The following is a 22,280-nucleotide window of genomic DNA, read 5'->3' on the forward strand; positions in this document are numbered from 1 at the left end:
GGGTCTTTTCTTTTTGGACGGGCGATGCCCTGCCCTTATGGGTCTAGTTCGAGAGAACCGATGGCAGCCAGAGCGACACCGCAGGCACATATGTGACCAACATCAGCGCAACAAAGATCGCGAGATAGAAGGGCCAGATGGTGCGCACGGCCTGCTCGATCTTCACCCGCCCCACAGCACAGCCTACGAAGAGGCAAGTGCCCACGGGCGGCGTGCAAAGGCCGATACCGAGGTTGATCAGCAGCATGATCCCAAATTGCGTCGGGTCCATACCGAGCCCCACGGCAATCGGCAGGAAGATCGGCGTGCAGATCAGAATGAGCGCCGCCATGTCCATGATCATACCCAAAACCAGCAGGATGACGTTGATCATCAGCAAGATGACAATCGGGTTGTCCGAAATCGCGCCGAGAAGGCCAGACAGTTTTTCGGGAACCTGATAGAGCGCCAGAAGATAGGCAAAGGAACTGGCGAAGGCGATCAGGATCATGACCATCGCCGTGGTGCGCACGGCCCCCGCGACGGAGCGGACAAAGCCATCCCACGTCAGGCTACGGTAGTAGAAGGTCGTCAGGAACAGAGCGTAAATTGCACCGAAGGCGCCCGACTCTGTGACCGTAAATATCCCCGAGAGCGTCCCGCCCACGATGATCACTGCCGTCATGAAACCGGGAATGGCGTCAAGCGCAGCACGGCCCACCACAGCCCATCCTGGGAAAGGCTCAGAGGGGTAGTTGTGACGGATAGAGAGAATCCACGCAGCAATGGCAAGGCTCACGCACATCAGGATGCCTGGGATCACGCCCGCAAGGAACAGCTTGGAGACCGAAATGCCCCCGCCCGCGGCCACGGCGAAAATGATCATGTTGTGGCTCGGTGGAATGACAATCCCCGCAATGGAAGACGTAACGGTGACGTTAACGGCGAAGTCGGGCCGATAGCCGCGCTCCTTCATCACGGGCACAAGCAGGGAGCCGAGTGCGGAAATGTCGGCCACGGCGGAGCCCGAGATGCCACCAAAGAGCATCGACGAGAAGATGTTGACCATCGCCAGACCGCCCTTGAGATGCCCCACCAGAGCGGAGGCCAGACGCACCAGACGTTTGGCAATTCCACCGTGCAGCATGATCTCACCAGCGAAGATGAAGAACGGAATAGCCAGCAGGGAGAAGACCGACACGCCTGATGTGGCGCGTTGGAAGGTGATGAGCATCGGGAAGCCTTCAAACCAGAACGCGACAGCGGCGGCGATGCCCATTGCGAATGCGACAGGGGCGCCAATCACCACGCCCGCGGCGAAGACGCCGAGAAGAATAAACAGACCCACGTTAGAATTCCTCCAGTTCAGGCTGCGGAGACCAGCGCGAAAAACGGATAATGCGAAGCAGCGCGCGCGTGCCGGAGAACAGCAACATGAGCGCTCCCAGTGACGTGATAGCTGCCGTGCGCACAGATTCAGGCACATCGAGCATCGGAAGCATCGTGCCCATACCGAATTTCATCAGTGTCACCCCCGCCACGAGCGTCACGGCGCCAAATATGGCCAGCGAGATGTCGATGACGATCATCAGCACCTTTTGTGCGCCATCGGGCATCATGTCACGAAACAGGGTGACGCCGATGTGGGTATCCTCGCGCACGCCTGCGGCGGCACCGAGAAACGCGATGTAACAGATCAGAAGAAGCGCGAGTTGTTCGACCCATGTGGGGGTCGCATTCAGGACGTAGCGCCCGAAAACAAGCCAGCCGAAGGTGATGATCAATGTGACCAGCGCAACGGAGGCGGCGGCGATACACGCCATGCGCAGGAGATCGAGAAGTTTCTCGATACGGCGCACATATAGAGGCTCAGTTGTCATGGAGAGGGTGCCTTTCACAAAGATGGGGCCATAAAAGGCCCCATCCGTTTCATTTCACCATAATCGATCACTCCGATTACTCGGCGCCACGGGCAAGGTTCACGATGTCGGCCAGCTCGGGGTTGTCCGCGAGGAAAGCCTCATAGACGGGCGCCATTGCCTCTTGGAACGGAGCCTTGTCCGCGATCGTGTTGATCTCGGTGCCCGCTGCGGCAACAGTTTCGAGGCTTGCGGCTTCGCGCTCGGCCCAAAGCTCGCGCTGGTATTCAGCACTCGCTTTACCTGCGACCATAACGATCTCCTGCTGCTCGGGCGTCAGGCTTTCCCAAGACTTGAGGCTCATGCACAGGCACTCAGGAATAATCAGGTGCTCGGTGAGCGAGTAGTATTTCGCCACTTCGTAGTGGTTGGTGGATTCGTAGGACGGCGGGTTGTTTTCCGCACCATCGACAACACCTGTCTTGATCGACTGGTAAACCTCGGCGAAGGCCATCGGGGTCGCGTTGCCATCCATGGCTTCAACCATTTTGACGAAAAGGTCGTTGGACATCACGCGGACCTTGAGGTCTTCCACATCGGCGGGCGAGTTGATCGGACGCACAGAGTTGTAGAAGGAGCGCGCACCTGCGCCATACCAGCCGAGTGCCTTGATGCCTTTGGCTTCCATGCCTTCACCAATGGCTTCGCCCACGGCACCGTCCATCTTGGCATACATGTCATCGACGCTGGAAAAGATGAAGGGAAGCGCGGTGACGTTGGCTTCGGGAACAGCCTGCCCCATCGGACCGAGGTTGAAGACCGCGAAGTCCAGAACGCCGAGGCGAAGTTGTTCGATCGCGTCAGGTTGGGAACCGAGAACACCGTTGTGGTAGACTTTGCCGCTCACTTCGCCGCCGGTCTTTTCCGCGACCTCTGCGATGAAGGATTCCATGCCGTGCGACACGGGGTAGTCTTCGACGTGGATGTTCCAGCCGCGCAACTCGGCGGCCACCGCTGCGGAGGTCAGTCCGAGGGTGAGCGCCGATGCCACAGCGATGGATTTAATACTGAAATTGGTAGTCATGCTTTTCCTCCCTGCATGTTTGCAAATGGTTGGCGAGTCTCCTCAAACTCACCACCGTGCAGCGAGAGTCATACTTGTAGCCAAACTGGGATACAAGAATAAATTTCACGAAAGCACAGCCCACCACGCAAGACAGCCGTGTCACGCAGGATGCTTGAACTTGCCGACAGCATGAAGCCCGCGCCGATGGCACGTTAGGTCTTTGCAGTCCTAAGGGGGTCTTTATTCGGTATCGTCGAAGAAGGCCGCGTTGTTGATGCGGATGGTAGTGATGATCTCATCAAGCCGCGACAAATGGACCATTCCCGCAGCAACCGCACCCTCGGCATCTCCCGCCTTGATGGCCGCCGCGATCTTCTCATGATCCTCGATCAGAAGGGGCATCCGGTTCTCTTTCGCCAACTCCATAACGCAGAGCCGGTCCACCTTTTCCTTTTCTGCGCGCACCACCTCAAAGGCGTAGGGCACGCGTCCGATCTCGCAGATCATTTTGTGGAAATCGTAATCCAACTGCTTGAATAGATTCTGGTCGCCCTCCACTAAAGCCTTCTTTTGTAGGGCCAAAGCGGCATCCAGCTGATACCCCAAGGCCGCATCACAATGTTTTGCCGCCTCACGCAACGCCGCAGCCTCCACGGCCGCACGCACGAAACGGCTCTTCTCAATCGCGCGAATGGAGAGCTTTTTGACCTCCGTCGCACGGCGGGGGCGCACAAGGATCAAATCCATACGCGCAAGGTGGGTGAAGGCCTCCCGCACGGGCTGGCGCGATACACCGAACTTGCGCGCTATGTCCGTTTCGGAAATCCGAGTACCTGGCAACATGCGCATGGATGTTATCTCGGCATAGAGGAAATCAACGATCCTCTCGACACTTGAGCGCGCCTCTAACGTCGTATCTTGGTCGGGCATCTTCTTTCCTCTCGACGCACATGCGGTGACTGCACTTATGCTGAAACGGCGCGCGACTTTCAATCCACCACATATGCAGTAGGTCCATTTCCGCAAGGCGGTATGTTGTATATAAACTGGGATACAAGTGTTGACAAGCGCCCTGCACTGCGCCACTCATATCTGGATTTTGCGACCCCTGCGGGGGGGGGGCGGCTCGCCCCGTTAAACGATGTGCGATGCAACGCGGGGCTACCTCATTCAACGGCCCTGCCGCGACTGAAACGGCGCGGGGCTCTCGGAGAAAACGAAAGGAAGAACTATGGATTTTACGGGCAAAACGGCCATCGTGACTGGCGGCGGACGTGACATCGGAGGCGCGTGTGCGCGCAAGCTCGCTTCATTGGGTGCCTCGGTTGCGATCAACTACCACTCCTCTGCCGAAGGGGCCGAAGCGGTCGTCAAGGACATCAAGGCAGCAGGCGGCGCGGCATTCGCGATGCAGGGCGATCTTTGTGATCCGTCAGGCGCGAAAGACCTCGTTACGGCAACGATCAAAGAATTCGGTGGCGTCGATATTCTGGTGAACAACACCGGCGGCCTTGTCGCGCGCAAAACGCTTGCGGAAATGTCGATGGACCATTGGCAATTCGTCATGGACCTCAACGTGACCACCACGGTCGCCATGATCAAAGAATGCTTGCCGCACATGAAGTCGGGCGCAATCGTCAACCTCGCCTCTCAAGCAGGCCGTGACGGCGGCGGAGCGGGTTCGGTGGCCTATGCCACATCGAAGGGTGCAATCATGACGCTGACGCGCGGTCTGGCCAAGGAACTGGGCCCAGACATTCGCGTGAATGCCATCTGCCCTGGCATGATCGACACCGATTTCCACAACGTCTTCACCAAGGATGAAGTGCGCAGAAACGTCGAAGCAGCAACCCCCCTGAAACGTCAGGGCACGCCCGAAGACGTGGCCAATCTCGCCGCCTATCTGGCCAGCGACGATGCGGCCTTCATCACGGGCACGAACGTCGACATTAACGGCGGTATGCTCTTTAGCTAATACCAGCCAAGACGAAACCATCGGGGCGTCGCGCATCACGCGCGGCGCCCTGCCCCTTCTCTTCCGTCCGCGTTTTTTGTGCCTATCCCATTGCGACCGAGACGCGCCGCATAGTGCAACAGAGTTTCAGCTTTAGTCTTTGTAACTAAATAAGTTATTTCTACTTATTTGCGATTTGCACTAAAGTTCTACCGACACTGAAAAGCGCCGCCGACATTTGATTGTCGTTGGCAGACGCGGCTGAAATTCTACGCAGGCACATTCATGGCATTTCTCAACGACCTTACTTTACAGCAAATTGTAACCCGAGGTCTGGCGTACCTGATTTTCGCTTTTGCGTATATTTCCATTCTGCGCGGGATCACTCGCATGGGCGGCAATAGATCACATCCAAAGGGCTCGTTGGCAGCGTGGGGAATGTTGATGGGCGTACTGTTTCGGGCGGGTTGGGTACTTGTCCCCTCTCACGCCGCTTCAGACCGATCGGGGCGGCTGCTACAAGCGTTGGCTCCGCTGATCGCAAGCGCCGCAATTTTGGCGGCAGTACCTTTGATCGACCTTATGCGCCCACTGGCGCAAAGCGGACTGAACTCCAGTCTGAGCCAATTCGCGCTGGTGCTGTTCAGTCAGTTGCAAGAGGTCGCACTCGGATCTGCCCTCATCTGCCTACTTCCGTGGCCTGGCTTGCCTGGAGCGCAGATTGTTCTGGCACTCAAGCCTGAATGGGTGGCGCGGTTCCGCACTCTGGAATGGGTCGCCGCGCTACTCCTTATCTGCTTCATGCTCAGCGTTTACGATCCTATATGGCTGAGAGACCTGCTGTCTTGGCTGTCTTTGACACGGTAACGACAAATCAGCCGCCAGGCGTGCCCTCAAACCCGAGGTCATCCATAATCATCGAGATCGTCCCGTCCTGTATAAGTGCGTCAATTGCTGAATCGATCTGACTGCGCAGGAAGTCATCACGCGACGATACCAAGCCACCAACCCTCACCGTTGCGACCTCTATCGGTTCGGGTGAGATCACTCTGATGTCTGCAGCATCAGGATCACCAGACAACAGCTTTTGCAGCATAGGCTGCCAGAGCAGTATGGCTGAGAGCCGACCATCGCGCAGCCGCTCCAACATCAATGCCTTGTCCGCATAGGGAAGCCGCTTCCATCGCTGTCCTTCCGCGCGTTGAGACATCGCAGTGATAAACGCCCACTCGCCAGACGAACCCAAGGAGGTTCCGACGAAATGGTCATTCGGGATATCGGAAAGGCTCTCATAGCTCGGATCAAGAGCAGCCAGAACATAAGGCACCGTGGCGTAAACGCGGGTCGGGCTGACCCAATCGGGATAGAGATTGCCAGTCTGAAGCGACATCCCCATGACCAGATCACAGTTCTTGTTCATTCTGATCTGCAGTTCTTCCAGAAACCCGCCGCCGTTGATCGGAAAGCCGCTCGGGGATTTGTCGAACACCACATTGAGGAATAGCGCTTGGCCGATTGCTTCGGCGACCGCCCGATCGAATGGCGCACCAACAGCGGTATCATCCACGCAGACCCGAATTTCATCGCCTTGGATCCTGCGTGTATTGTCGAGGTATATCTGCGGCGCATTTTGCCCGTATGCCGCCACGCAATTCAGGGCAAAGATCAAAGCCAGGATAGGACGGAAAATCATCGCAATTCCTCCAGTATGAATGTGAGAAAGGAGCCAGAACGGCTCCTTTCCTTGTCTTGTATCGTGTCGAGCTGAAAAATCAGCCGTCTGATTTAGGCAGTTTGAACACGAAGATCGAGTTACCCGCACCGCTGGGCAGCGGCGTTTCGGGGAACATGGATGCCGCGCTGGACGCTGCTGCGCTGTAGCCAGTCGGAACGACGAGATACTGCTCTCCGTCCACTTCGAAGGTGGAAGGCGAACCGCCAACAGGCGCGTTCAGACGCTGGCTCCAGAGAACCTCACCCGTGGTGTCATCCCATGCTTTGATGTAGCGACCAGCATCACCACCGAAGACCAAGCCACCAGCGGTTGCGATAACCGAGGAGGTCGGGACAGTCCGCTGACGGTGCTGCCATGCGTGCGTACCCTGTTCGGGGTTCACCGCGATGGCATCCACGAGACCTGCTTGGTCGATGCCTTCAGGCAGGACGCGAGGACCGAATTTCAAAGAACCCGTGGAGTTCCCTGCGGTGAACTCGGTCTGGATGGGGGTCGTGGTGTTACAAGCTTCTGTCAGAGGGACATAGAAGTTGTTGGTGAGCGGGGAGAATGCCGCCGCCTGCCACAGTTTACCACCAGACACCGACACACATGCCATATGGGATTCACCAATGGCCGAAGAGATGAGGTCTTCGTTGATGTGAACCGTGCCATCGTCATCAATCTTGGTCACAACGTTCTGATAGACGGTTTCGAGCGACCACAGGTATTCGCCGGTGTTGCGATCAAGTGCAAAAGCGATGCCGTTTTTGCCTGGAACCGAAACCAGCATTTTGTGGGTTTCGCCGTCGACTTCCTGATCGACCAGAACACGCTCAAACGGGCTGTCGAGGTCCCAGTTGTCGCGCGGCAGGTGCTGGAAGTACCACTTGAGCTCACCCGTGTCGGCGTCAAGCGCCAGTGTTGAGTTGGTGTAGAGCACATCGCCGTCACCCGAACCACGAACCAGTTCGGCGTAAGGCGCAGGCATCCCGACGCCCCAGAAGGTCAGGTTGGACTCAGGGTCGTAGGAACCAACGGCCCAAGGTGTACCACCCCAACGGTTTTCAGGAGGAACATCGCCCCAGCTTTCGCCTTGTGCAGGGTTGTTCGGGTCGTCCAGCGTGTTGAAGCGCCAGAGCTCTTCGCCAGTATCGGCATCATGCGCAGCGATGTAACAACCGCCAGCCGTGCCAGCAATCGAACAGCCGGAGATCGCGGAAATAACCTTGCCGTTCACAACAAGCGGCCCAACGGTATAGCTGTAACCTTTGGAATTATCGAAGGCTTGGGTTTCCCAAACGACTTTGCCCGAGACCGCGTCGAGTGCAACAATCTTGGCGTCGACCGTCGTCAGGTAGACTTTGTCTTCATAAAGAGCGATCGAGTTTTTCTGGCGGCGCGACTGGTAGTTCAGGTAGCCCCAGCTATCGGGAACTTCAGCCAGCGGGTGGCGGTATTCCCACATCAGATCGCCGCTTTTGGCGTCCAGCGCCTGAACGATCGAGTTGTTCGTGCTGATAAACATGACACCGTCATGCTCCAGTGCGGTGGTTTGCTGCAGACCAACATCGGCCATGGGCCATGCCCATGCGAGTTCAAGATCAGCCACCGTGTCTTTGTTGATCATGTCCAGGGCGCTGAAGCCGTGGTTGTCAACAGACCCGCGCCACATAAGCCAATCGCCAGCAGGCGGGTTCAGGATCATCTCGTCGCTAACGGCCGTGTAATCACGCTCGGCATCTTGCGCCAAAACTGGGCTCGCCAACGCAAGGCTGGCGCTCAACGCGAGAATCGACGTTTTCAAGTTAAATTTCATGGAATAGCCTCCCAAAGTCATCAGATTGATTGCACATCGCATGTCAGCGATGTGGAAATTGTTTACTGCGTTACGCTTGGCAGCTCTTTGCCCCAGGTATACGCCTGCGGCACACCGCTCCCAGCGGAGTCACCTTCTGGTGAATCGGCGAACAAATCGCTCCCGGGCAATGGCTTGCCCCAAGTGTACGCTTGAGGCACTGAAACGACGGAAGCCGCGTCTGTGGCATCAGCAACTTCGGTGGTTGCAGCAACAGAAGTCACTTCAACAAGATCGATGGACTCCATCAGATCGTAGTCCACAACCATCGCCTCATCACCTGCCTGTGCGCCGTTGTGAGCGAGAATATAGGCCATGATTTCGAGGTATTGATCCTCGGTCAATTCTCCCGGGGCTTGGGGGGGCATCGCCACCGAGATCATGTCAAACAACCCAGCCGCTGTGCTGAAGTTCTGCATGGTCTCTTCGCTCAGGGCCGGTGCGTCCAAACCTTCGAGGTTCGTACCGTGGCAGTGAGCACACTGGGCCGCATAGACCGCTCGGCCGTTGTCGGCCTGCTCTTGGGTAAAACCTGCTGCGTTGACTGTCATGGGGGCAAATGCCGCCATCAAAGCGCAGGCTACCAAATTACGAGATCGTGATGTGTTCAATTGGTCCTCCCTTTCTTCGAGCAGCCTCTTCGACAACAAAAATGTCAGAGCACTTTTGCTCTGACAAAGCCGTCTCATCATTATCGAAAGACTGTAGAACCAACGTGTATCAATCACTTCATTTTGACAACGCCGTGATACTAATATGACGCATTGCTTTTTTGTATAAGGGCTATCAATCGACGACAGGCAGACCATATTGCAACCTGATTTCAGCCAGCTCGCCACTGTCTTTCAAATCAGAGAATGCGCTTGCAAAGGCACGTCGCAACTCAACATCCCCCTTCCAGAATCCGAGGGCAAAAGATTGCCGCGCCACGCCTTCTGCTTCAAACCAATCGGCGCTCAGGCCAGCGTCTTGCTGAACCAGACGATCCGCAATTCCCTTATCGGCCAGCCCGATTTGCACCCGCCCTGTCTCCAGTGCGGCCAATAGCGCTTCAGGATTTCTGACAGGCACCACACTGGCCTTTTCAGCGCGCAAAACCCGACTTAGAGCCAAACGATCCAACCCTGGCGAAGGGAGGACGGCCACGCTCATTCCTGGTTTCGGTTCCAGCCCGCTTGGCCTGATTAGGCCCCACCCCATCTGCACGCCGGTGGGAAGTGTCTGTAAGAAACTGCGGGTCTCCACCGAGTTCACGATGCCGCCCGCAATCACATCGCACTGACTGCGGTTGAGGCGCCAGTTGCGCGGGTTAAAGTCGGCTCCCATAGCGGGGATAACCCGTGTCTGCAGCGTGATATCCATACTTTCGGACAAGGCAGCCATCAGCGTCAGATCAAATCCGGGCTGGTCCGGATCGCCCGTGACCAAAGGGGGGCGGCTTGGCGGAATGCACACACGCAACGAACCGCGCTTCTGGATCTCTGACATCGACGTGTCGGCGGGGGTGAAAGACAGCGCGAACATCAACAATGCCACCACCGCAACATTTATCACCGCGGGACGCCAACGGAACGGGCTATGAAAACGCGGTGCCATCAGGTGCGACGGAATTCAAACAATGCCACAAGGAAGAATATCGCCCCCAAAACGAGAACAAGCGTTGGTCCAATGTGGGCTGGAAACTGATTAAATCCGATCAATATCCCGCGCAGGAAATCGACCGCATAGGTGATCGGATTGATGCGCATCACCGCAACCAACCACTCTGGATACACCACGATTGACTGCGTCCTGCTCAGGCTCGGGTCAAGCGGGAAGACAGAGCTGGAGGTAAAATACAGCGGCAGGATCAAGGTGTTCGAGAACACGCCAAAGCTCTCGAAATTCCGCACCCTGTTGGCAAGGATGACGCCGAATGCCGTCAATGTAAAACTAAGGCAGAACATGGCCACCAAGGCCAAAAGGATCTGCCCAGGCATCAAAGAGATATCCGCAAAACGCGCAAGGATCAGAACCATTGCCCCGTGGACGGTAGCGATCGTGCTGCCCCCTAGAATTTTGGCCAACAGGATCAGAGGTGTTGGAAGCGGGGACACCAGAATTTCACGCAAGAACCCGAATTGCCGGTCCCATATGACAGACACGGCAAACAGGATCGACGTGTACATGATGTTCAGGACGATCACCGCAGGAAACAGGAACTGCACATAGGTGTAAGGTAGGACGACACGCACCTCACCATAGACTTCTCCGCGAAAATACGGGTTCAACCCGATCCCCAAGACCAAGAGCCAGATCAACGGCCGTGAAACGCCTCCGATTATCTGGCCGCGATCGCGCAACGCGCGCACAACTTCGCGCAGCCAAATCCCGTACATTCCCCGCAGCCAAATCACGATTGCAGCACTCCATTTTCACCACGCCCGAAGAAATCAGACGCGGAGTCGTTTAGAACCATCTCACGAAGCTGGCTCCAGATATGATCGCGCAGGTCTTGAAACTCTGCGCTCGCCCTAAGTTCCGAGATGGACTTATGGGACGCAAATGACAAATCTGCATCCTCATGAACGCGGCCTGGACGCGGCGACATAAGGACAAGACGGTCCCCGAGGATAAGGGCCTCGTCAACGCTATGGGTGACGAACAAGACGGTCGGGCGATGCTTGGGGGTAAGACGTTTCAACTCTTCTTGCATCAATTCGCGCGATTGCGCGTCCAAGCTGGCAAACGGTTCGTCCATCAGCAGGATTGGCGCCTCAACGGCCAAGGCACGGGCCAAGGCCAGCCGCTGCTTCATGCCGCCCGACAATTCGCCCGGATACATGGCTTCGACCGAAGACAGGCCAACCAACTCCAAATAGTGACGGGCCCGATCATTGCGCTCCTCACGCCCCAATCCCAAGGGACGCAAGGCCAGTGTCACATTGGCCAAAGCGGTTTTCCACGGCAACAACCTGAACGACTGGAACACAAAGGCGCTTTGCCGCCCTGGGATCGGGGCGCTGCCATCAATTGTGACCTGCCCCGTATCGGGCGCGATCAACCCCGCGACCAAGCGCAACAGCGTGGTTTTCCCGCATCCTGACGGGCCGAGTATCGACACGAATTGTCCACGTGGTATCGACAGAAAACACTCGTCAAGCGCCGCACGGGATGCACTGCGTCCTGCGCCACCAAAAGTCACGCCTACGTTGTCGAACGTAATATGTGGCACTGGCGCCCGACCCATCATCGCGAAACCGTATCCATCCGCGCATCTTCCCCCAAAGCGTCCAACACCTTGTCCATCGGCGCAAACGAAATCCAATCCTCAAGCGCGGGTGCGGTAGCCCCCTCGAAATCCGATCCCTCGAATAGCCAATTTGTGGTGTATTCCATCTCGGAAGCTTGCAAGCCGCCATTCACGCTCCAACTCGTGATGTAGGCCTGCGCGAGGTCTTCAAGTGTCTCGCGCTCGACATCAGGACGCGCCTTTACCATCGCATCCACCCATATGGATGGCGTTGAAGCGAAATCACGCGAAGCCTGTGTCAGGACCGATAGCACCTTTTCGACGTCATTGCCGCGCTGTTCCAGAACATCCCGAGGAACCACGTTCACCTTCGTGACCAATGGCGCCGTTTTATAATAGGTTTCAGGCTCCACCAAAACATGCAGCCCAGAGCGATCGGGTAAGGAAAGCCAGACGCCGATTGACATAGTTGTTGCATCGATCTGGCCTGCGGCAAGGGCCTGAGCACGCACGCCAGGCTGCCCAAGAGCAACCAGTTCGGTTTCGTCCAATGACAGACCCTCGGCATCCAACACCACTGACGACAGCGAGTGATCCAAGCTACCGAGCCGCCCGACCCCAAACCGCGCCCCGTCGAGGTCTTCAACCTTTGCAAACTCGGTTCGCGAGGCAATCAGAAAGGGAAGGAATTTGTTGGGCGACGCAACAGCGACCAGATCATCGACACCTCGCGCCACCAAGCTAAGCTGTGCGCTCGTCGAAATATTGGCCATGTCGCCTTCACCCGCCTGAAGCGCTGCGATGGCGGACGGCGTTTGCTGCACTCGCACGAACTCGACATCCACCCCTGCCCGCTCGAAATACCCAAGCTCCTGAGCCAGATCCATCACCGAGTTAGGCACAAGAGGCGGCTCGAGATGGGTAACAATCAACTTGAAAGGCTCCGCCGAACTGGCATTCGCGCCAAGTGACAGCCCAACGGCCAATACAACTCCGCTCCACGACAACTTCATTTCAATCCAGCTCCCAATTCCAAGTCTCTTCATTATCGTTCGACAGTCCTGCGCCAGCTCAAAACCCGACGTTCGGCGAGGCGCAGTCCCTCGTTCACAAGTCCCCCGATGAACGCCAGCACGAAAACAACCGCAAAATACTCGGCCATACGGAACGTATTCCCATACAGCGCAAGCAATCCGCCCAATCCGTTCACCGCCATATAAAGCTCGGCGACGATGGTATTTATGAGCCCGATCGTTGCGCCCAGTCGGATACCCGTCACCAGAAATGGCACCGCTCCAGGTAAAACGACATGCCAAAACAGTTCCAAACGGCCGAGCCCTGTGGAGCGCGCCATCTCGATCAGCTCGTCATCGGCATTTTGAACGCCAGCATAGGTGTTAATGACGATCGGCATCACCGCACCCAAAAACACCACAAAGCTCTTTGCCTCTACTCCCAATCCCAACAGGACAATGATCAAAGGGATGAACGCGACCCGCGGCGTCGCCGCAAGCGCATAGACAAACACGTCAAGCATCCGTCCAATCGGAGGGACCATTCCCATAACCGCGCCAAACGGAATCCCGACAAGCGCGGCAAGCCCAAGCCCGCTCGCAAAGATCGAGAGGCTCTGACCTAGCGCCATGGACAACTCACCGCTAAGAGCCAGCTTTTTCAGCGCAGAAAGCGTCTCTAACGGATGCGGAATAAAGCTCCACTCGGCATTGTTTGACGCAAGAGCCCAAGCACCAACAAAACCAACCACGAACACAATCCGTAGCAAGGCAGTCACGATGCGCGCCCCTTCTCGGTTGTCCGCTCCAGATGATCCCTAAGATCACGTCCCGTCAGCGTCAGGAATACATTGGCCAATGTTGCGCTTTCGATTTCAAAACCGCTGACATCACGTCCGAAGGCTGCCAGAAACCGATCAACCTCGCTGTTTTCCGAGATGGAAATAGACAGCGCGTCACCAGAAGTTTGCGCCTTCGGCCATGCAGCCACAATTTTGTCCTCAGCGTCCTTGTTGCGCGGTTTCACCAAAAGGCGGGGCGCCCCATACTTCGCCTTCAACTCAAACGGTGTGCCGCTGGCGATGATGTCGCCATGATCAATGACCGCCACATGATCGAAATGCTCGACCTCTTCCGTGTAGTGTGTCGTCACCAAAACGGTCAAACCAGTGTCACGGCTTAACCCGTCAAGATAGGACCAGACCCGATCCCGTGTCTGTGTATCCAACCCTGTTGTCGGCTCGTCCAAAAACAGAATTCGCGGCTCGTGCATCAATGCGCGCGCAATCTCAAGGCGGCGCTTCATCCCGCCAGACAAGTTGCGCACAATCGCGTCACGCCAGTCTGACAGTTCGAAAAGATCCAACATTGCGGCAGCACGCTCTGCTCGCGCACGTCGTGTCATGCCATAGACAAGCCCATGAAACTCAAGATTTTCGGCCACACTGAGACGGACATCCAAGCTGCTATCTTGAAAGACCACACCGATTTGTGTGCGCGCGGCCATTGTCTGGCGAACAACATCGTGGCCCGCTACGACGGCCTTGCCGGAATCCGGGGACGTCAGCCCACACAGGATACTGACCAAGGTGGTTTTGCCAGCACCATTCGGTCCCAAAAGAGCAGCGCGCTGTCCTTCTGCAATCTCAAGATCTATTCCATTAAGAACGTTTCGGCTGCCAAGTCGCTTTACAAGGCTATCAACCGAGATGGCAGCTAATGACATGACAGAGCCAAGATACCCCCTCCCAATGAGCAATCTTACATATTCAAGACCACATCTACGTGTGGAGCGAAACCTAAAGCTACACCCAAAAAACCAATACGCCGAATTGAAATAACTTATTCGGCCGCGAGGAAAACCGATTGGTTGACGGGCCTTGCCGCGGACATTTTTGTCAATGTGAGACTGCTTTCAAACATCCGCATTTCACACTCGAATTCATCGCTCACATGGGCGCATAGCTGCTGTTGAAAGGCGACGAATGCAGGGGTGGATTGGTAGTGTTTCGGGGCAACAAAGCTGATATTGAAACGGCTTCCGTCAATCTCATAGATGCGCACACGATTGCGCAACTCATCAGGCAGGCGCCGAACCATCGACAAGGGCACATGCGCTGTCGCGACCCCTTCTGCAACCAACCATGCCGCGCCAACATTTTCCGAACAGCGAAAGAACGGAAACGCAAAAGGCAGATTGGTTCGGAACCACGCCTGTGTGTGGTCTCTCCAAGGGGCAATATCCCCCAAATCCACGTAGCGCGTCAGAGCAACATATGCGGGATCTTCAGGTGCCTCCCGCGTTTCGATAGCTTCTTGGACCACCTCATCAGGGATCGTTTCAGGAACCACCAAAACGGTTTGATCTCTGCACACGCGGGTCACATGCAGATCCGAGTACTTCTTCGTGATAAACGCTTCGTTCACGACGCCGCAATTGATCTTACGAAGGGCAAGCATCTCCAAGACATCTGTGGAACTTCGTGAGCCGATGTATTCCAAACCTCCGATTCTCGGATCGGATACGGCCAATTCGGCAGACTTACCGAAAAACCAAAACCGAAACGCATAGGGTGAGCTGAACTGCAACTCAATGCGGTCCTTCTTGAAATGGGCGTTGTGAAATGCTTCCGCAGTCGCGTGCCTATCCAGCATATCGACGGCAACCTGATACCAATATTCCCCAGGCCCCGTCAGCAGAAAGCTCGAACTGCGTCCACGCGTGAACAATTGCTCTCCCAAGGTCTTTTCCATTTTCGCGATCTGCTGCGACAATGTCGGCTGAGAAAACCCGAGCAAACGGGCAGCTTTACTTATCGAACCCGTCGTCACGACGGCCTTAAGTATCTCAAGCTGTTTCAAAGTGGGTGACATTGCGGCCTCATGCAAAATGTAAAGCGAACCGAAGATTAGAACAGCCAACCAAACATTATCAACAAGTTAATAGACCCTTGTGTGTTTGATCACACACTTCAAAGTGGCGTTCCCCCCTTTCTTAAAACCTGCACAGCCGAATGGACATGTGGTTAACGATGTCGCGCGTGACCAGAAGGAGGACTTCACGGTGGCTCACAAATTTTCGGACAAACATAGTCCCAGTATAATTTTATTGCATATATCTAAATTTTTTAGATAGGGTGGTTTCAAGTCATACAGGAGCTTGCCGCGTGCCCTCTGACACCACGTTCAGATCCGAATTGGACCGCCCTGCGGTTGGTGCGCTTTTGCGTTCGGCGCGGCGGTCTCGCAACCTCACGCTGCAAGAGTTGAGCACGCGCGCGAACCTGTCGGTCGGCTACCTCAGCCAGATCGAGCGCGACATTGCGACGCCATCGCTGGGATCATTGAGCCGCCTCGCAGCCGCCCTTTCCCTTGATCTGGGGCATTTCATCCCGATCCCGAATGCACGTGGCCTTGTGACCCGCGCCGAAGAGCGCGATGCGATCAAGGTGCGCGAAGGCGGTATGACCTACGAGCGTCTGCACGGCGAATTCGTCGGCGCATCTTTTTCCGCCTTTCTCATCACCTTGCCCGCAGGCTTCACAACCGAAGCCGACCAACACGCGGGCGAAGAATTTATCGAAGTGCGCGCAGGCCGCGTGCTGTTCCGAATTGACGCGGAAGAATATGACCTGAGGGTGGGCGACACGCTGCACTTCCGCTCCGATCGCCACCATCAGGCCTACAACCCTGACGACACGGACGCCGTTTTGTTTTGGCTCGGCAATGGCCCGACGTTCAGAAACCGTCCCGACATCATAGCGGAGCAACAACAGTGACGACTGCAAGCAGGCTTCCCCTTGGCTGGTTGATGCAACGGATCGCGATGATGCTTGTGACCCTTTGGGCCGTCATCACGCTGACCTTCATATTGATGCACGCGGTGCCAGGTGGCCCCTTTGTCTCCGAGAAAATGCTCGCGCCAGAAATCGAAGCGGCGCTCAACGCCAAGTTCGGCCTCGACCAACCCGTTTGGCAGCAATACCTCAATTACCTCGGCGGCGTGTTGACCTTCGATCTGGGGCCGTCGTTCAAATATCCGGGCGTCAGCGTCAACGGCATGATTGCCGATGGGCTCGCTGTGACGGCGCAGACCGGACTTCTGGCGATCATCTGCGTTGTGGCTCTTGGCGTGCCTGCGGGGATTGTGGCCGCGCTCAATCGCGGACGATGGCCCGACACTGCCGCGATGTTTGTTGCCAGCCTCGGCATCGCGGTGCCTTCCTATGTGGTCGCCACGGTTGCACTTTACATCTTCGCGCTGCGCCTTGGATGGACGCCCGCCTTCGGCCTTGATGACTGGCGCGGCTATATCCTGCCCGTCTTCGCACTATCGGGGTTCTGGATGTCCTTTGTGGCACGGCTCACACGGTCGAGCCTGTTGGAGACAATGGAGCAAGATTACATCATGACCGCGCGCGCCAAGGGCATTCCAGCGCGCAAGGTGATGCTGCGTCACGGTCTGCGCAATTCGATGATCCCCGTGGTGACAGTGCTTGGCCCCGTTGTTGCCAACCTGCTCACAGGGAGTTTCGTGATCGAGCAGATCTTTGCACTTCCCGGTATCGGGCGACACTTCGTGCAGTCGATCACCAATCGCGACTACACCGCCATTATGGGCATCACAATTTTCTACGCGGCCTTCCTGATGCTGATGATCCTGATCGTCGATCTGCTCTACCTCTGGCTTGACCCACGCATTTCATACGGAGATCGCAAATGACCCGCCCCGCGATTGCCCCCGAGATGTGGCAGCCCCTTGATCCCGAGACACGTGACGATCCCGTTCCAGCCACCGCCGCGCGCGGGTTCTGGGCAGGCGTGCGTGGGCGCCTGTTCCGTCACCGTCCAGCAATGGCGGGATTGGTGTTCATCGTCTTGTTAATCCTTGCGGCCGTCTTCGGCCCGATGATGTCGCCCTACAGCTACTTCGAGCAGGAGCTTGAGCTATCCAACCTGCCCCCCGTCTATCGCCCCTATCTCGTGGGGGAAGAGAGCTTGGTGCATGTGAACACCAGCAACCTGAACCTCTATGAGGTCAGCGAGGATGGTGGACTGACGGCCATGTTGCGCCCTGACAGACAGGATGTGCTCAACCGCAAGAAGATATGGGAGATTGAAGGGCACGAAGTGGTTCTGGACTTCAGCCAGCGCCCCGCGATCCTGACGATTGACGACGAGACCGCACAGGCGGGTGGGTTGACGCTCAACACGCGCAACCCCTTTGGCACCGATCAGTTGGGCCGCGATGTATTGGTGCGCCAGATGTATGGCGCGCGGATTTCGCTCTTGGTCGCTGCGGCCGCCGTTCTGGCGAATTTCGTCATCGGCGTGGTCTATGGTGGCGTGTCGGGCCTGATCGGCGGGCGCGTCGATGCGGTGATGATGCGCTTTGTCGAGATCGTCGCGACGATCCCGCTCACCCTCTATGTGATCCTGATGATGGTGGTGTTGCAGTCGGGTCTGCTCTCGGTCGTGCTGGCCATCGGGACGGTCTATTGGGTCGATATGGCGCGGGTTGTGCGTGGGCAAATCCTGACGCTAAAAAATCAGGACTATGTGGCTGCCGCGCGGACCATGGGTGCCACGACCTCGCATATCCTGTTCCGTCACCTTCTACCCAATGCCTTCGGTCCGATCCTTGTGACGCTGACCATGTTGATCCCTTCGGCCATTTTCATCGAGAGCTTCATGAGCTTCATCGGACTTGGCGTGACGCCACCGCAAGCAAGCTGGGGCACGCTCACGTCTGAGGCCGTTGAAACCCTGCGCGCCTATCCGCACCAGTTGTTCTTCCCCGCCGTAGCGATCAGCCTGACCATGCTGGCGTTCAACTTTCTGGGCGACGGGCTGCGCGATGCTTTGGATCCGAGGTTGTCGTCATGAGTGCTCCTGCCCAGCCCCCCGTCTTGTCCGTGCGTGATCTGCACACCGAATACCGCACGGGTCGCGGCACTGTACAGGCGGTGCGTGGCGTTGATCTCACCTTACAGCGCGGGGAAATCCTCGGGCTCGTCGGGGAGAGCGGATCGGGAAAATCCGTCACCTGTATGAGCATTATCAAGTTGTTGAAGCGTGGCGGGCATATCACCTCGGGCGCGGCTGAATTTGACGGGCGCGACCTGTTGCAACTCTCCGAGCGGCAGTTGGAAAAGGTGCGCGGCGAGAAAATCGCGGTCGTGTTCCAAGACCCGATGTCTGCACTCAATCCGACAATGACTGTCGGAAAACAGATCGTCGAAGTCCTTCTGCAACACCGCAAAATGAGCAAGAAAGCCGCCCGTGCCCGCGCGGTCGAATTGTTCGAACTGGTGCGCATCCCCTCGGCACAGACCCGCATCGACAGCTATCCGCACGAGTTTTCTGGAGGTATGCGCCAGCGGGTGATGATTGCTATCGCGCTGGCCTGTGACCCCGACATCCTGATCGCGGACGAGCCGACCACTGCGCTAGACGTGACGATCCAGCGCCAGATTCTGGCGCTTCTCAAGGAGTTGCGTGACCGCCTCGGCATGGCGATCATTCTCGTGACCCATGACCTCGGCGTGATCGCGGAAACTGCGGATCGTGTGATGGTGCTCTATGGTGGCCAAGTGATGGAGGAGGCGCGGGTCGCCGATCTCTTTGCGTCCCCGCAGCACCCCTATACGCGCGGGCTTCTGGCCGCGATCCCCGATCCCCGCGAGGCTGGGCGGCCCCTGTCGCCAGTGCGCGGCAGCCCGCCTGATATGCGCACGCCACCTCCCGGATGCCCCTTCGCACCACGTTGCCCGCAAGCGATGCGGATTTGCCAGACCCCGCCGCCGCTTTACACTGTCAATGACACCCCTGCCCTGCGCGACGGTCAGCGGGCGCGTTGCTGGCGGACGGATATTTCGGCACCCGCCTTTAATTCGGAGGCCGCATCATGACCGCGCCCTTGCTTGAACTCGATAATCTGGAAATGCACTTCCCCACGCGCCAAGGACCTCTCAAGGCCGTGGACGGTGTGAGCTTGACGATCCAGCGCGGCGAGACCTTGGGGCTTGTGGGGGAAAGCGGCTGTGGCAAGTCCACCCTCGCGCGCGCCCTCATGCGGCTCTATCGCCCGACTGGCGGGCGCGTAGTTCTCGACGGCACCGACATCACCACGCTCAGCGAAAAAGCCCTCAAACCGCACCGCAAAATGGTGCAGATGATCTTCCAAGACCCCGTTGCCGCCCTCAACGGGCGCATGACCGTGGGCGAGTTGGTGGCCGAGCCGCTTGAGGTCATGGGCATTGGCACCTCTGCCACACGGCGGGCGCGGGTCGAGGAACTGCTCGACGCAGTCGGTCTGGGCGCACAGGCGGCGGATCGTTTTCCGCATTCCTTCTCTGGTGGCCAGCGTCAGCGTGTGGGCATCGCCCGCGCCATCGCCTTGGAACCCGAACTTGTGGTCTGTGACGAGCCGATCAGCGCGCTTGACGTGTCGATACAGGCGCAGATCGTCAACATGCTCTCGGACCTGAAGCGCGAGACGGGACTGGCCTACCTGTTCATCACCCACGACCTGTCAATGCTGCGCCATATCGCGGATCGGATCGGGGTAATGTATCTGGGGAAACTGATCGAGATCGCCCCGTCGGAGGCCCTACATACCGCGCCGCGCCACCCGTATACGGAACTTCTGTGGTCCGCGATCCCCGTGCCTGATCCCGCCGCGCGACGCGATGACGCGTTTGAGACGGGCGAAGTTCCAAGCCCGCTCGATCTGCCCTCGGGCTGCCGCTTCCGCACACGCTGCCCCCGCGCCAGCGCGCTCTGCGCCACGAGCGAACCCGACCTCATTACTCAGGACGACGGGCACGCCGTCGCCTGCCACCACCCGCTGCACGACAGCACGTCCAACACCCAACAGGAGCAAGAAAATGCGTAACTTTTTCATGTCCACGGCCCTCGCAGCGCTGATTGCAGCGCCTGCTTTCGCCGCCGGCGATCTGACTTATGTGGTCAACAATGAATCCGCCACCTATGACCCCGGCCTGACGTCGGAAACCTTTGCCGCCCCGATTATCGGCAACACCTTCGAGGGCCTCGTGCGCTTCACCGAAGGCGGCGAAATCGAAGGTGCGATGGCGGAAAGCTGGACTGTCTCCGAAGACGGTCGGACCTATACGTTCAAACTGCGCGACGCCAAGTGGTCGGATGGCAAGCCCGTCACCGCACATGATTTCGCCTATGCTTGGATGCGCGTGCTTGATCCCGCTGCGGGCGCGAAAAACCCGTCCATGTTCTACCTCATTGAAGGCGCCGAAGAGCATTACGCGGCAGGCGGTGAAGGCGACGTGGCAATCTCTGCGCCCGACGACATGACACTGACCTTCACCCTGACCAACCGCATCCCCTACATGATGCAACTGCTCACCTACACCAACTGGTTCCCAGTGCGTCAGGATGTGGTTGAGGCCGACCCAGAAGGCTGGACCCGCAACCCTGAAACCTTCATCGGGAATGGGCCGTTCAAAGTGACCGAATTCAATTTCGGTGAGTCGGTGGTCTTTGAGAAAAACGATGAATACTTCGAGGCCGACGAGGTGTCTCTGGACACGCTGACCTTCCGCCTGATCCCCGATCAAGCAACCGCTTTGACGGCGATGGAATCTGGTCAGGTTGACGGGATAGAAGCTGTGCCTGCCCCTGAAATCCCCCGATTGATGGCCGAGAGCGATGCCTTCATGATCGTGCCTGCGCTCGGGACGACCTACGCTTTCTTCAATCCCGCACAGGCACCCCTCGACGACGTTCGTGTGCGCAAGGCGCTGTCGATGGCAATTGACCGTCAGGACATCGTTGATTTCGTGCTGCAATCTGCAGATCAACCCGCCATTGGTCTTGTGCCCTACGGCATGACCATCAACGGCGAGGACTTCCGCGACGGCGTCGACACCTACGGTCTGGATGCGGATGCGCAGGTTGAGGAAGCGGCGGCACTTCTGGCCGAGGCTGGCTACCCCAACGGCGAAGGCTTCCCCGAAACCGTCTTTGTTACCTACACCTCACCACCGATCGAGAAGCTCCTCGAAGCGATCCAGCAGATGTGGAAGAAAAACCTGAACATCGACGTGGAAATTCGCGCGACCGAATGGCAGGTCTACTACCCCGAAGTGCAACAGGTGAACTACCAGATCGCACAGATGGGCTGGGGCGCAGACTATCCGCACCCGATGACCTTCCTCGATGTGTTCCTGCCTGACAGCCCGAACAATCTGGCCGCGTGGAAAAGCGAGGCTTACGCCGATGCTGTGGACGCAGCCAAGGCAACCGCTGACGAGGGTGAAAGCCTTGCCGCCATGCGTGAAGCTGAAAGCATCCTGATGAACGATCATGTCATCCTGCCGATGTATCACCGCTACAACTACATGATGATGTCACCCGAGGTGGAAGGCTTCTGGCGTTCGTCCCTGAACGTCCCCTACTTCCGCAACGCGACACTCTCCGAGTGATCCAAAGGCTTGCGGGCGCTCCGGCGCCCGCAAGCACCTTCTATCGAAGCAACGCACCAAGCGCTTGTGCGTCGAGCGTTTTTAACGAACGCACCAACTGTCAGCCCACCGCGATCTGCCCCAAACCAAACACAGATTCTC

The 22,280-nt window shown here is 57.4% G+C and carries 22 protein-coding genes; 8 read left to right on the forward strand and 14 right to left on the reverse strand.

The genetic code is table 11. From position 1 onward, the window contains the following. Nucleotides 1-43: 43 nt before the first annotated feature. The 4 genes from ACN0SC_RS01380 to ACN0SC_RS01395 all read right to left on the reverse strand — a co-directional run bounded on the left by ACN0SC_RS01380 (nucleotide 44) and on the right by ACN0SC_RS01395 (nucleotide 3,834). On the reverse strand, nucleotides 44-1,327 hold the full coding sequence (locus tag ACN0SC_RS01380; protein WP_417247875.1) for a TRAP transporter large permease: 1,284 nt from the start codon (nucleotides 1,325-1,327) through the stop codon (nucleotides 44-46). A 1-nt stretch (nucleotide 1,328) separates the two neighbouring features. Then, nucleotides 1,329-1,859, reverse strand: coding sequence for a TRAP transporter small permease (locus ACN0SC_RS01385; protein WP_417247876.1), 531 nt, complete (start codon nucleotides 1,857-1,859; stop codon nucleotides 1,329-1,331). 76 nt (nucleotides 1,860-1,935) lie between these two features. Then, nucleotides 1,936-2,922, reverse strand: a complete 987-nt coding sequence (locus ACN0SC_RS01390; RefSeq protein WP_417247877.1) for a TRAP transporter substrate-binding protein — start codon at nucleotides 2,920-2,922, stop codon at nucleotides 1,936-1,938. 222 nt (nucleotides 2,923-3,144) lie between these two features. After that, entirely contained in the window at nucleotides 3,145-3,834 is a 690-nt protein-coding gene (locus ACN0SC_RS01395) for a GntR family transcriptional regulator (protein WP_417247878.1), read from the reverse strand. Nucleotides 3,835-4,135: 301 nt separating this feature from the next. Here ACN0SC_RS01395 and ACN0SC_RS01400 point away from each other — a divergent pair, with 301 nt between their 5' ends. Both ACN0SC_RS01400 and ACN0SC_RS01405 read left to right on the forward strand, forming a co-directional pair. Continuing rightward, complete coding sequence (locus tag ACN0SC_RS01400) at nucleotides 4,136-4,879, forward strand: SDR family NAD(P)-dependent oxidoreductase (protein WP_417247879.1); 744 nt, start codon at nucleotides 4,136-4,138, stop codon at nucleotides 4,877-4,879. A gap of 423 nt (nucleotides 4,880-5,302) precedes the next feature. Next, nucleotides 5,303-5,725, forward strand: coding sequence for a hypothetical protein (locus ACN0SC_RS01405; protein WP_417247880.1), 423 nt, complete (start codon nucleotides 5,303-5,305; stop codon nucleotides 5,723-5,725). A gap of 7 nt (nucleotides 5,726-5,732) precedes the next feature. Here the strand turns inward: ACN0SC_RS01405 and ACN0SC_RS01410 are convergent, their stop codons facing one another. The 10 genes from ACN0SC_RS01410 to ACN0SC_RS01455 all read right to left on the reverse strand — a co-directional run bounded on the left by ACN0SC_RS01410 (nucleotide 5,733) and on the right by ACN0SC_RS01455 (nucleotide 15,549). Beyond that, nucleotides 5,733-6,551, reverse strand: coding sequence for a substrate-binding periplasmic protein (locus ACN0SC_RS01410; RefSeq protein ID WP_417247881.1), 819 nt, complete (start codon nucleotides 6,549-6,551; stop codon nucleotides 5,733-5,735). 79 nt (nucleotides 6,552-6,630) lie between these two features. After that, nucleotides 6,631-8,391 (reverse strand): pyrroloquinoline quinone-dependent dehydrogenase, encoded by a 1,761-nt coding sequence (locus ACN0SC_RS01415; protein ID WP_417247882.1) that lies wholly within the window; start codon nucleotides 8,389-8,391, stop codon nucleotides 6,631-6,633. A gap of 62 nt (nucleotides 8,392-8,453) precedes the next feature. Further along, nucleotides 8,454-9,041, reverse strand: coding sequence for a c-type cytochrome (locus ACN0SC_RS01420; RefSeq protein ID WP_417247883.1), 588 nt, complete (start codon nucleotides 9,039-9,041; stop codon nucleotides 8,454-8,456). Between the two features lie 175 nt (nucleotides 9,042-9,216). After that, complete coding sequence (locus ACN0SC_RS01425) at nucleotides 9,217-9,954, reverse strand: transporter substrate-binding domain-containing protein (RefSeq protein ID WP_417247884.1); 738 nt, start codon at nucleotides 9,952-9,954, stop codon at nucleotides 9,217-9,219. Nucleotides 9,955-10,025: 71 nt separating this feature from the next. Beyond that, nucleotides 10,026-10,826 carry an ABC transporter permease gene (locus tag ACN0SC_RS01430; RefSeq protein WP_417247885.1) on the reverse strand — a complete coding sequence of 267 codons (801 nt, stop codon included), beginning with the start codon at nucleotides 10,824-10,826 and terminating at the stop codon, nucleotides 10,026-10,028. Then, complete coding sequence (locus ACN0SC_RS01435) at nucleotides 10,823-11,644, reverse strand: ABC transporter ATP-binding protein (protein WP_417247886.1); 822 nt, start codon at nucleotides 11,642-11,644, stop codon at nucleotides 10,823-10,825. Before ACN0SC_RS01435 ends, ACN0SC_RS01430 begins: the two co-directional genes overlap by 4 nt. A gap of 14 nt (nucleotides 11,645-11,658) precedes the next feature. Beyond that, nucleotides 11,659-12,675, reverse strand: coding sequence for an ABC transporter substrate-binding protein (locus ACN0SC_RS01440; RefSeq protein ID WP_417247887.1), 1,017 nt, complete (start codon nucleotides 12,673-12,675; stop codon nucleotides 11,659-11,661). Nucleotides 12,676-12,707: 32 nt separating this feature from the next. After that, on the reverse strand, nucleotides 12,708-13,454 hold the full coding sequence (locus ACN0SC_RS01445; RefSeq protein ID WP_417247888.1) for an ABC transporter permease: 747 nt from the start codon (nucleotides 13,452-13,454) through the stop codon (nucleotides 12,708-12,710). After that, nucleotides 13,451-14,401, reverse strand: coding sequence for an ABC transporter ATP-binding protein (locus ACN0SC_RS01450; RefSeq protein WP_417247889.1), 951 nt, complete (start codon nucleotides 14,399-14,401; stop codon nucleotides 13,451-13,453). Before ACN0SC_RS01450 ends, ACN0SC_RS01445 begins: the two co-directional genes overlap by 4 nt. Nucleotides 14,402-14,517: 116 nt before the next feature. Then, complete coding sequence (locus ACN0SC_RS01455; RefSeq protein WP_417247890.1) at nucleotides 14,518-15,549, reverse strand: LysR family transcriptional regulator; 1,032 nt, start codon at nucleotides 15,547-15,549, stop codon at nucleotides 14,518-14,520. Between the two features lie 293 nt (nucleotides 15,550-15,842). Here ACN0SC_RS01455 and ACN0SC_RS01460 point away from each other — a divergent pair, with 293 nt between their 5' ends. Genes ACN0SC_RS01460 through ACN0SC_RS01485 form a run of 6 tightly spaced genes read left to right on the forward strand, consistent with a single transcriptional unit; the run spans nucleotide 15,843 to nucleotide 22,139 of the window. After that, nucleotides 15,843-16,454, forward strand: coding sequence for a helix-turn-helix domain-containing protein (locus ACN0SC_RS01460; protein WP_417247891.1), 612 nt, complete (start codon nucleotides 15,843-15,845; stop codon nucleotides 16,452-16,454). Further along, complete coding sequence (locus tag ACN0SC_RS01465; RefSeq protein WP_417247892.1) at nucleotides 16,451-17,398, forward strand: ABC transporter permease; 948 nt, start codon at nucleotides 16,451-16,453, stop codon at nucleotides 17,396-17,398. The genes ACN0SC_RS01460 and ACN0SC_RS01465 overlap by 4 nt, the downstream gene beginning before the upstream one ends. Next, the gene (locus ACN0SC_RS01470; protein ID WP_417247893.1) at nucleotides 17,395-18,561 is read left to right on the forward strand and encodes an ABC transporter permease; all 1,167 of its coding nucleotides are present in this window, start codon (nucleotides 17,395-17,397) and stop codon (nucleotides 18,559-18,561) included. Before ACN0SC_RS01465 ends, ACN0SC_RS01470 begins: the two co-directional genes overlap by 4 nt. After that, on the forward strand, nucleotides 18,558-19,586 hold the full coding sequence (locus tag ACN0SC_RS01475) for an ABC transporter ATP-binding protein (RefSeq protein ID WP_417247894.1): 1,029 nt from the start codon (nucleotides 18,558-18,560) through the stop codon (nucleotides 19,584-19,586). Before ACN0SC_RS01470 ends, ACN0SC_RS01475 begins: the two co-directional genes overlap by 4 nt. Further along, the gene (locus ACN0SC_RS01480; protein WP_417247895.1) at nucleotides 19,583-20,572 is read left to right on the forward strand and encodes an ABC transporter ATP-binding protein; all 990 of its coding nucleotides are present in this window, start codon (nucleotides 19,583-19,585) and stop codon (nucleotides 20,570-20,572) included. Before ACN0SC_RS01475 ends, ACN0SC_RS01480 begins: the two co-directional genes overlap by 4 nt. Continuing rightward, the gene (locus ACN0SC_RS01485; RefSeq protein ID WP_417247896.1) at nucleotides 20,565-22,139 is read left to right on the forward strand and encodes a peptide ABC transporter substrate-binding protein; all 1,575 of its coding nucleotides are present in this window, start codon (nucleotides 20,565-20,567) and stop codon (nucleotides 22,137-22,139) included. The genes ACN0SC_RS01480 and ACN0SC_RS01485 overlap by 8 nt, the downstream gene beginning before the upstream one ends. Nucleotides 22,140-22,280: the final 141 nt, after the last annotated feature.

It is taken from the genome of Celeribacter sp. (assembly GCF_048261515.1).
Taxonomy (GTDB): domain Bacteria; phylum Pseudomonadota; class Alphaproteobacteria; order Rhodobacterales; family Rhodobacteraceae; genus Celeribacter.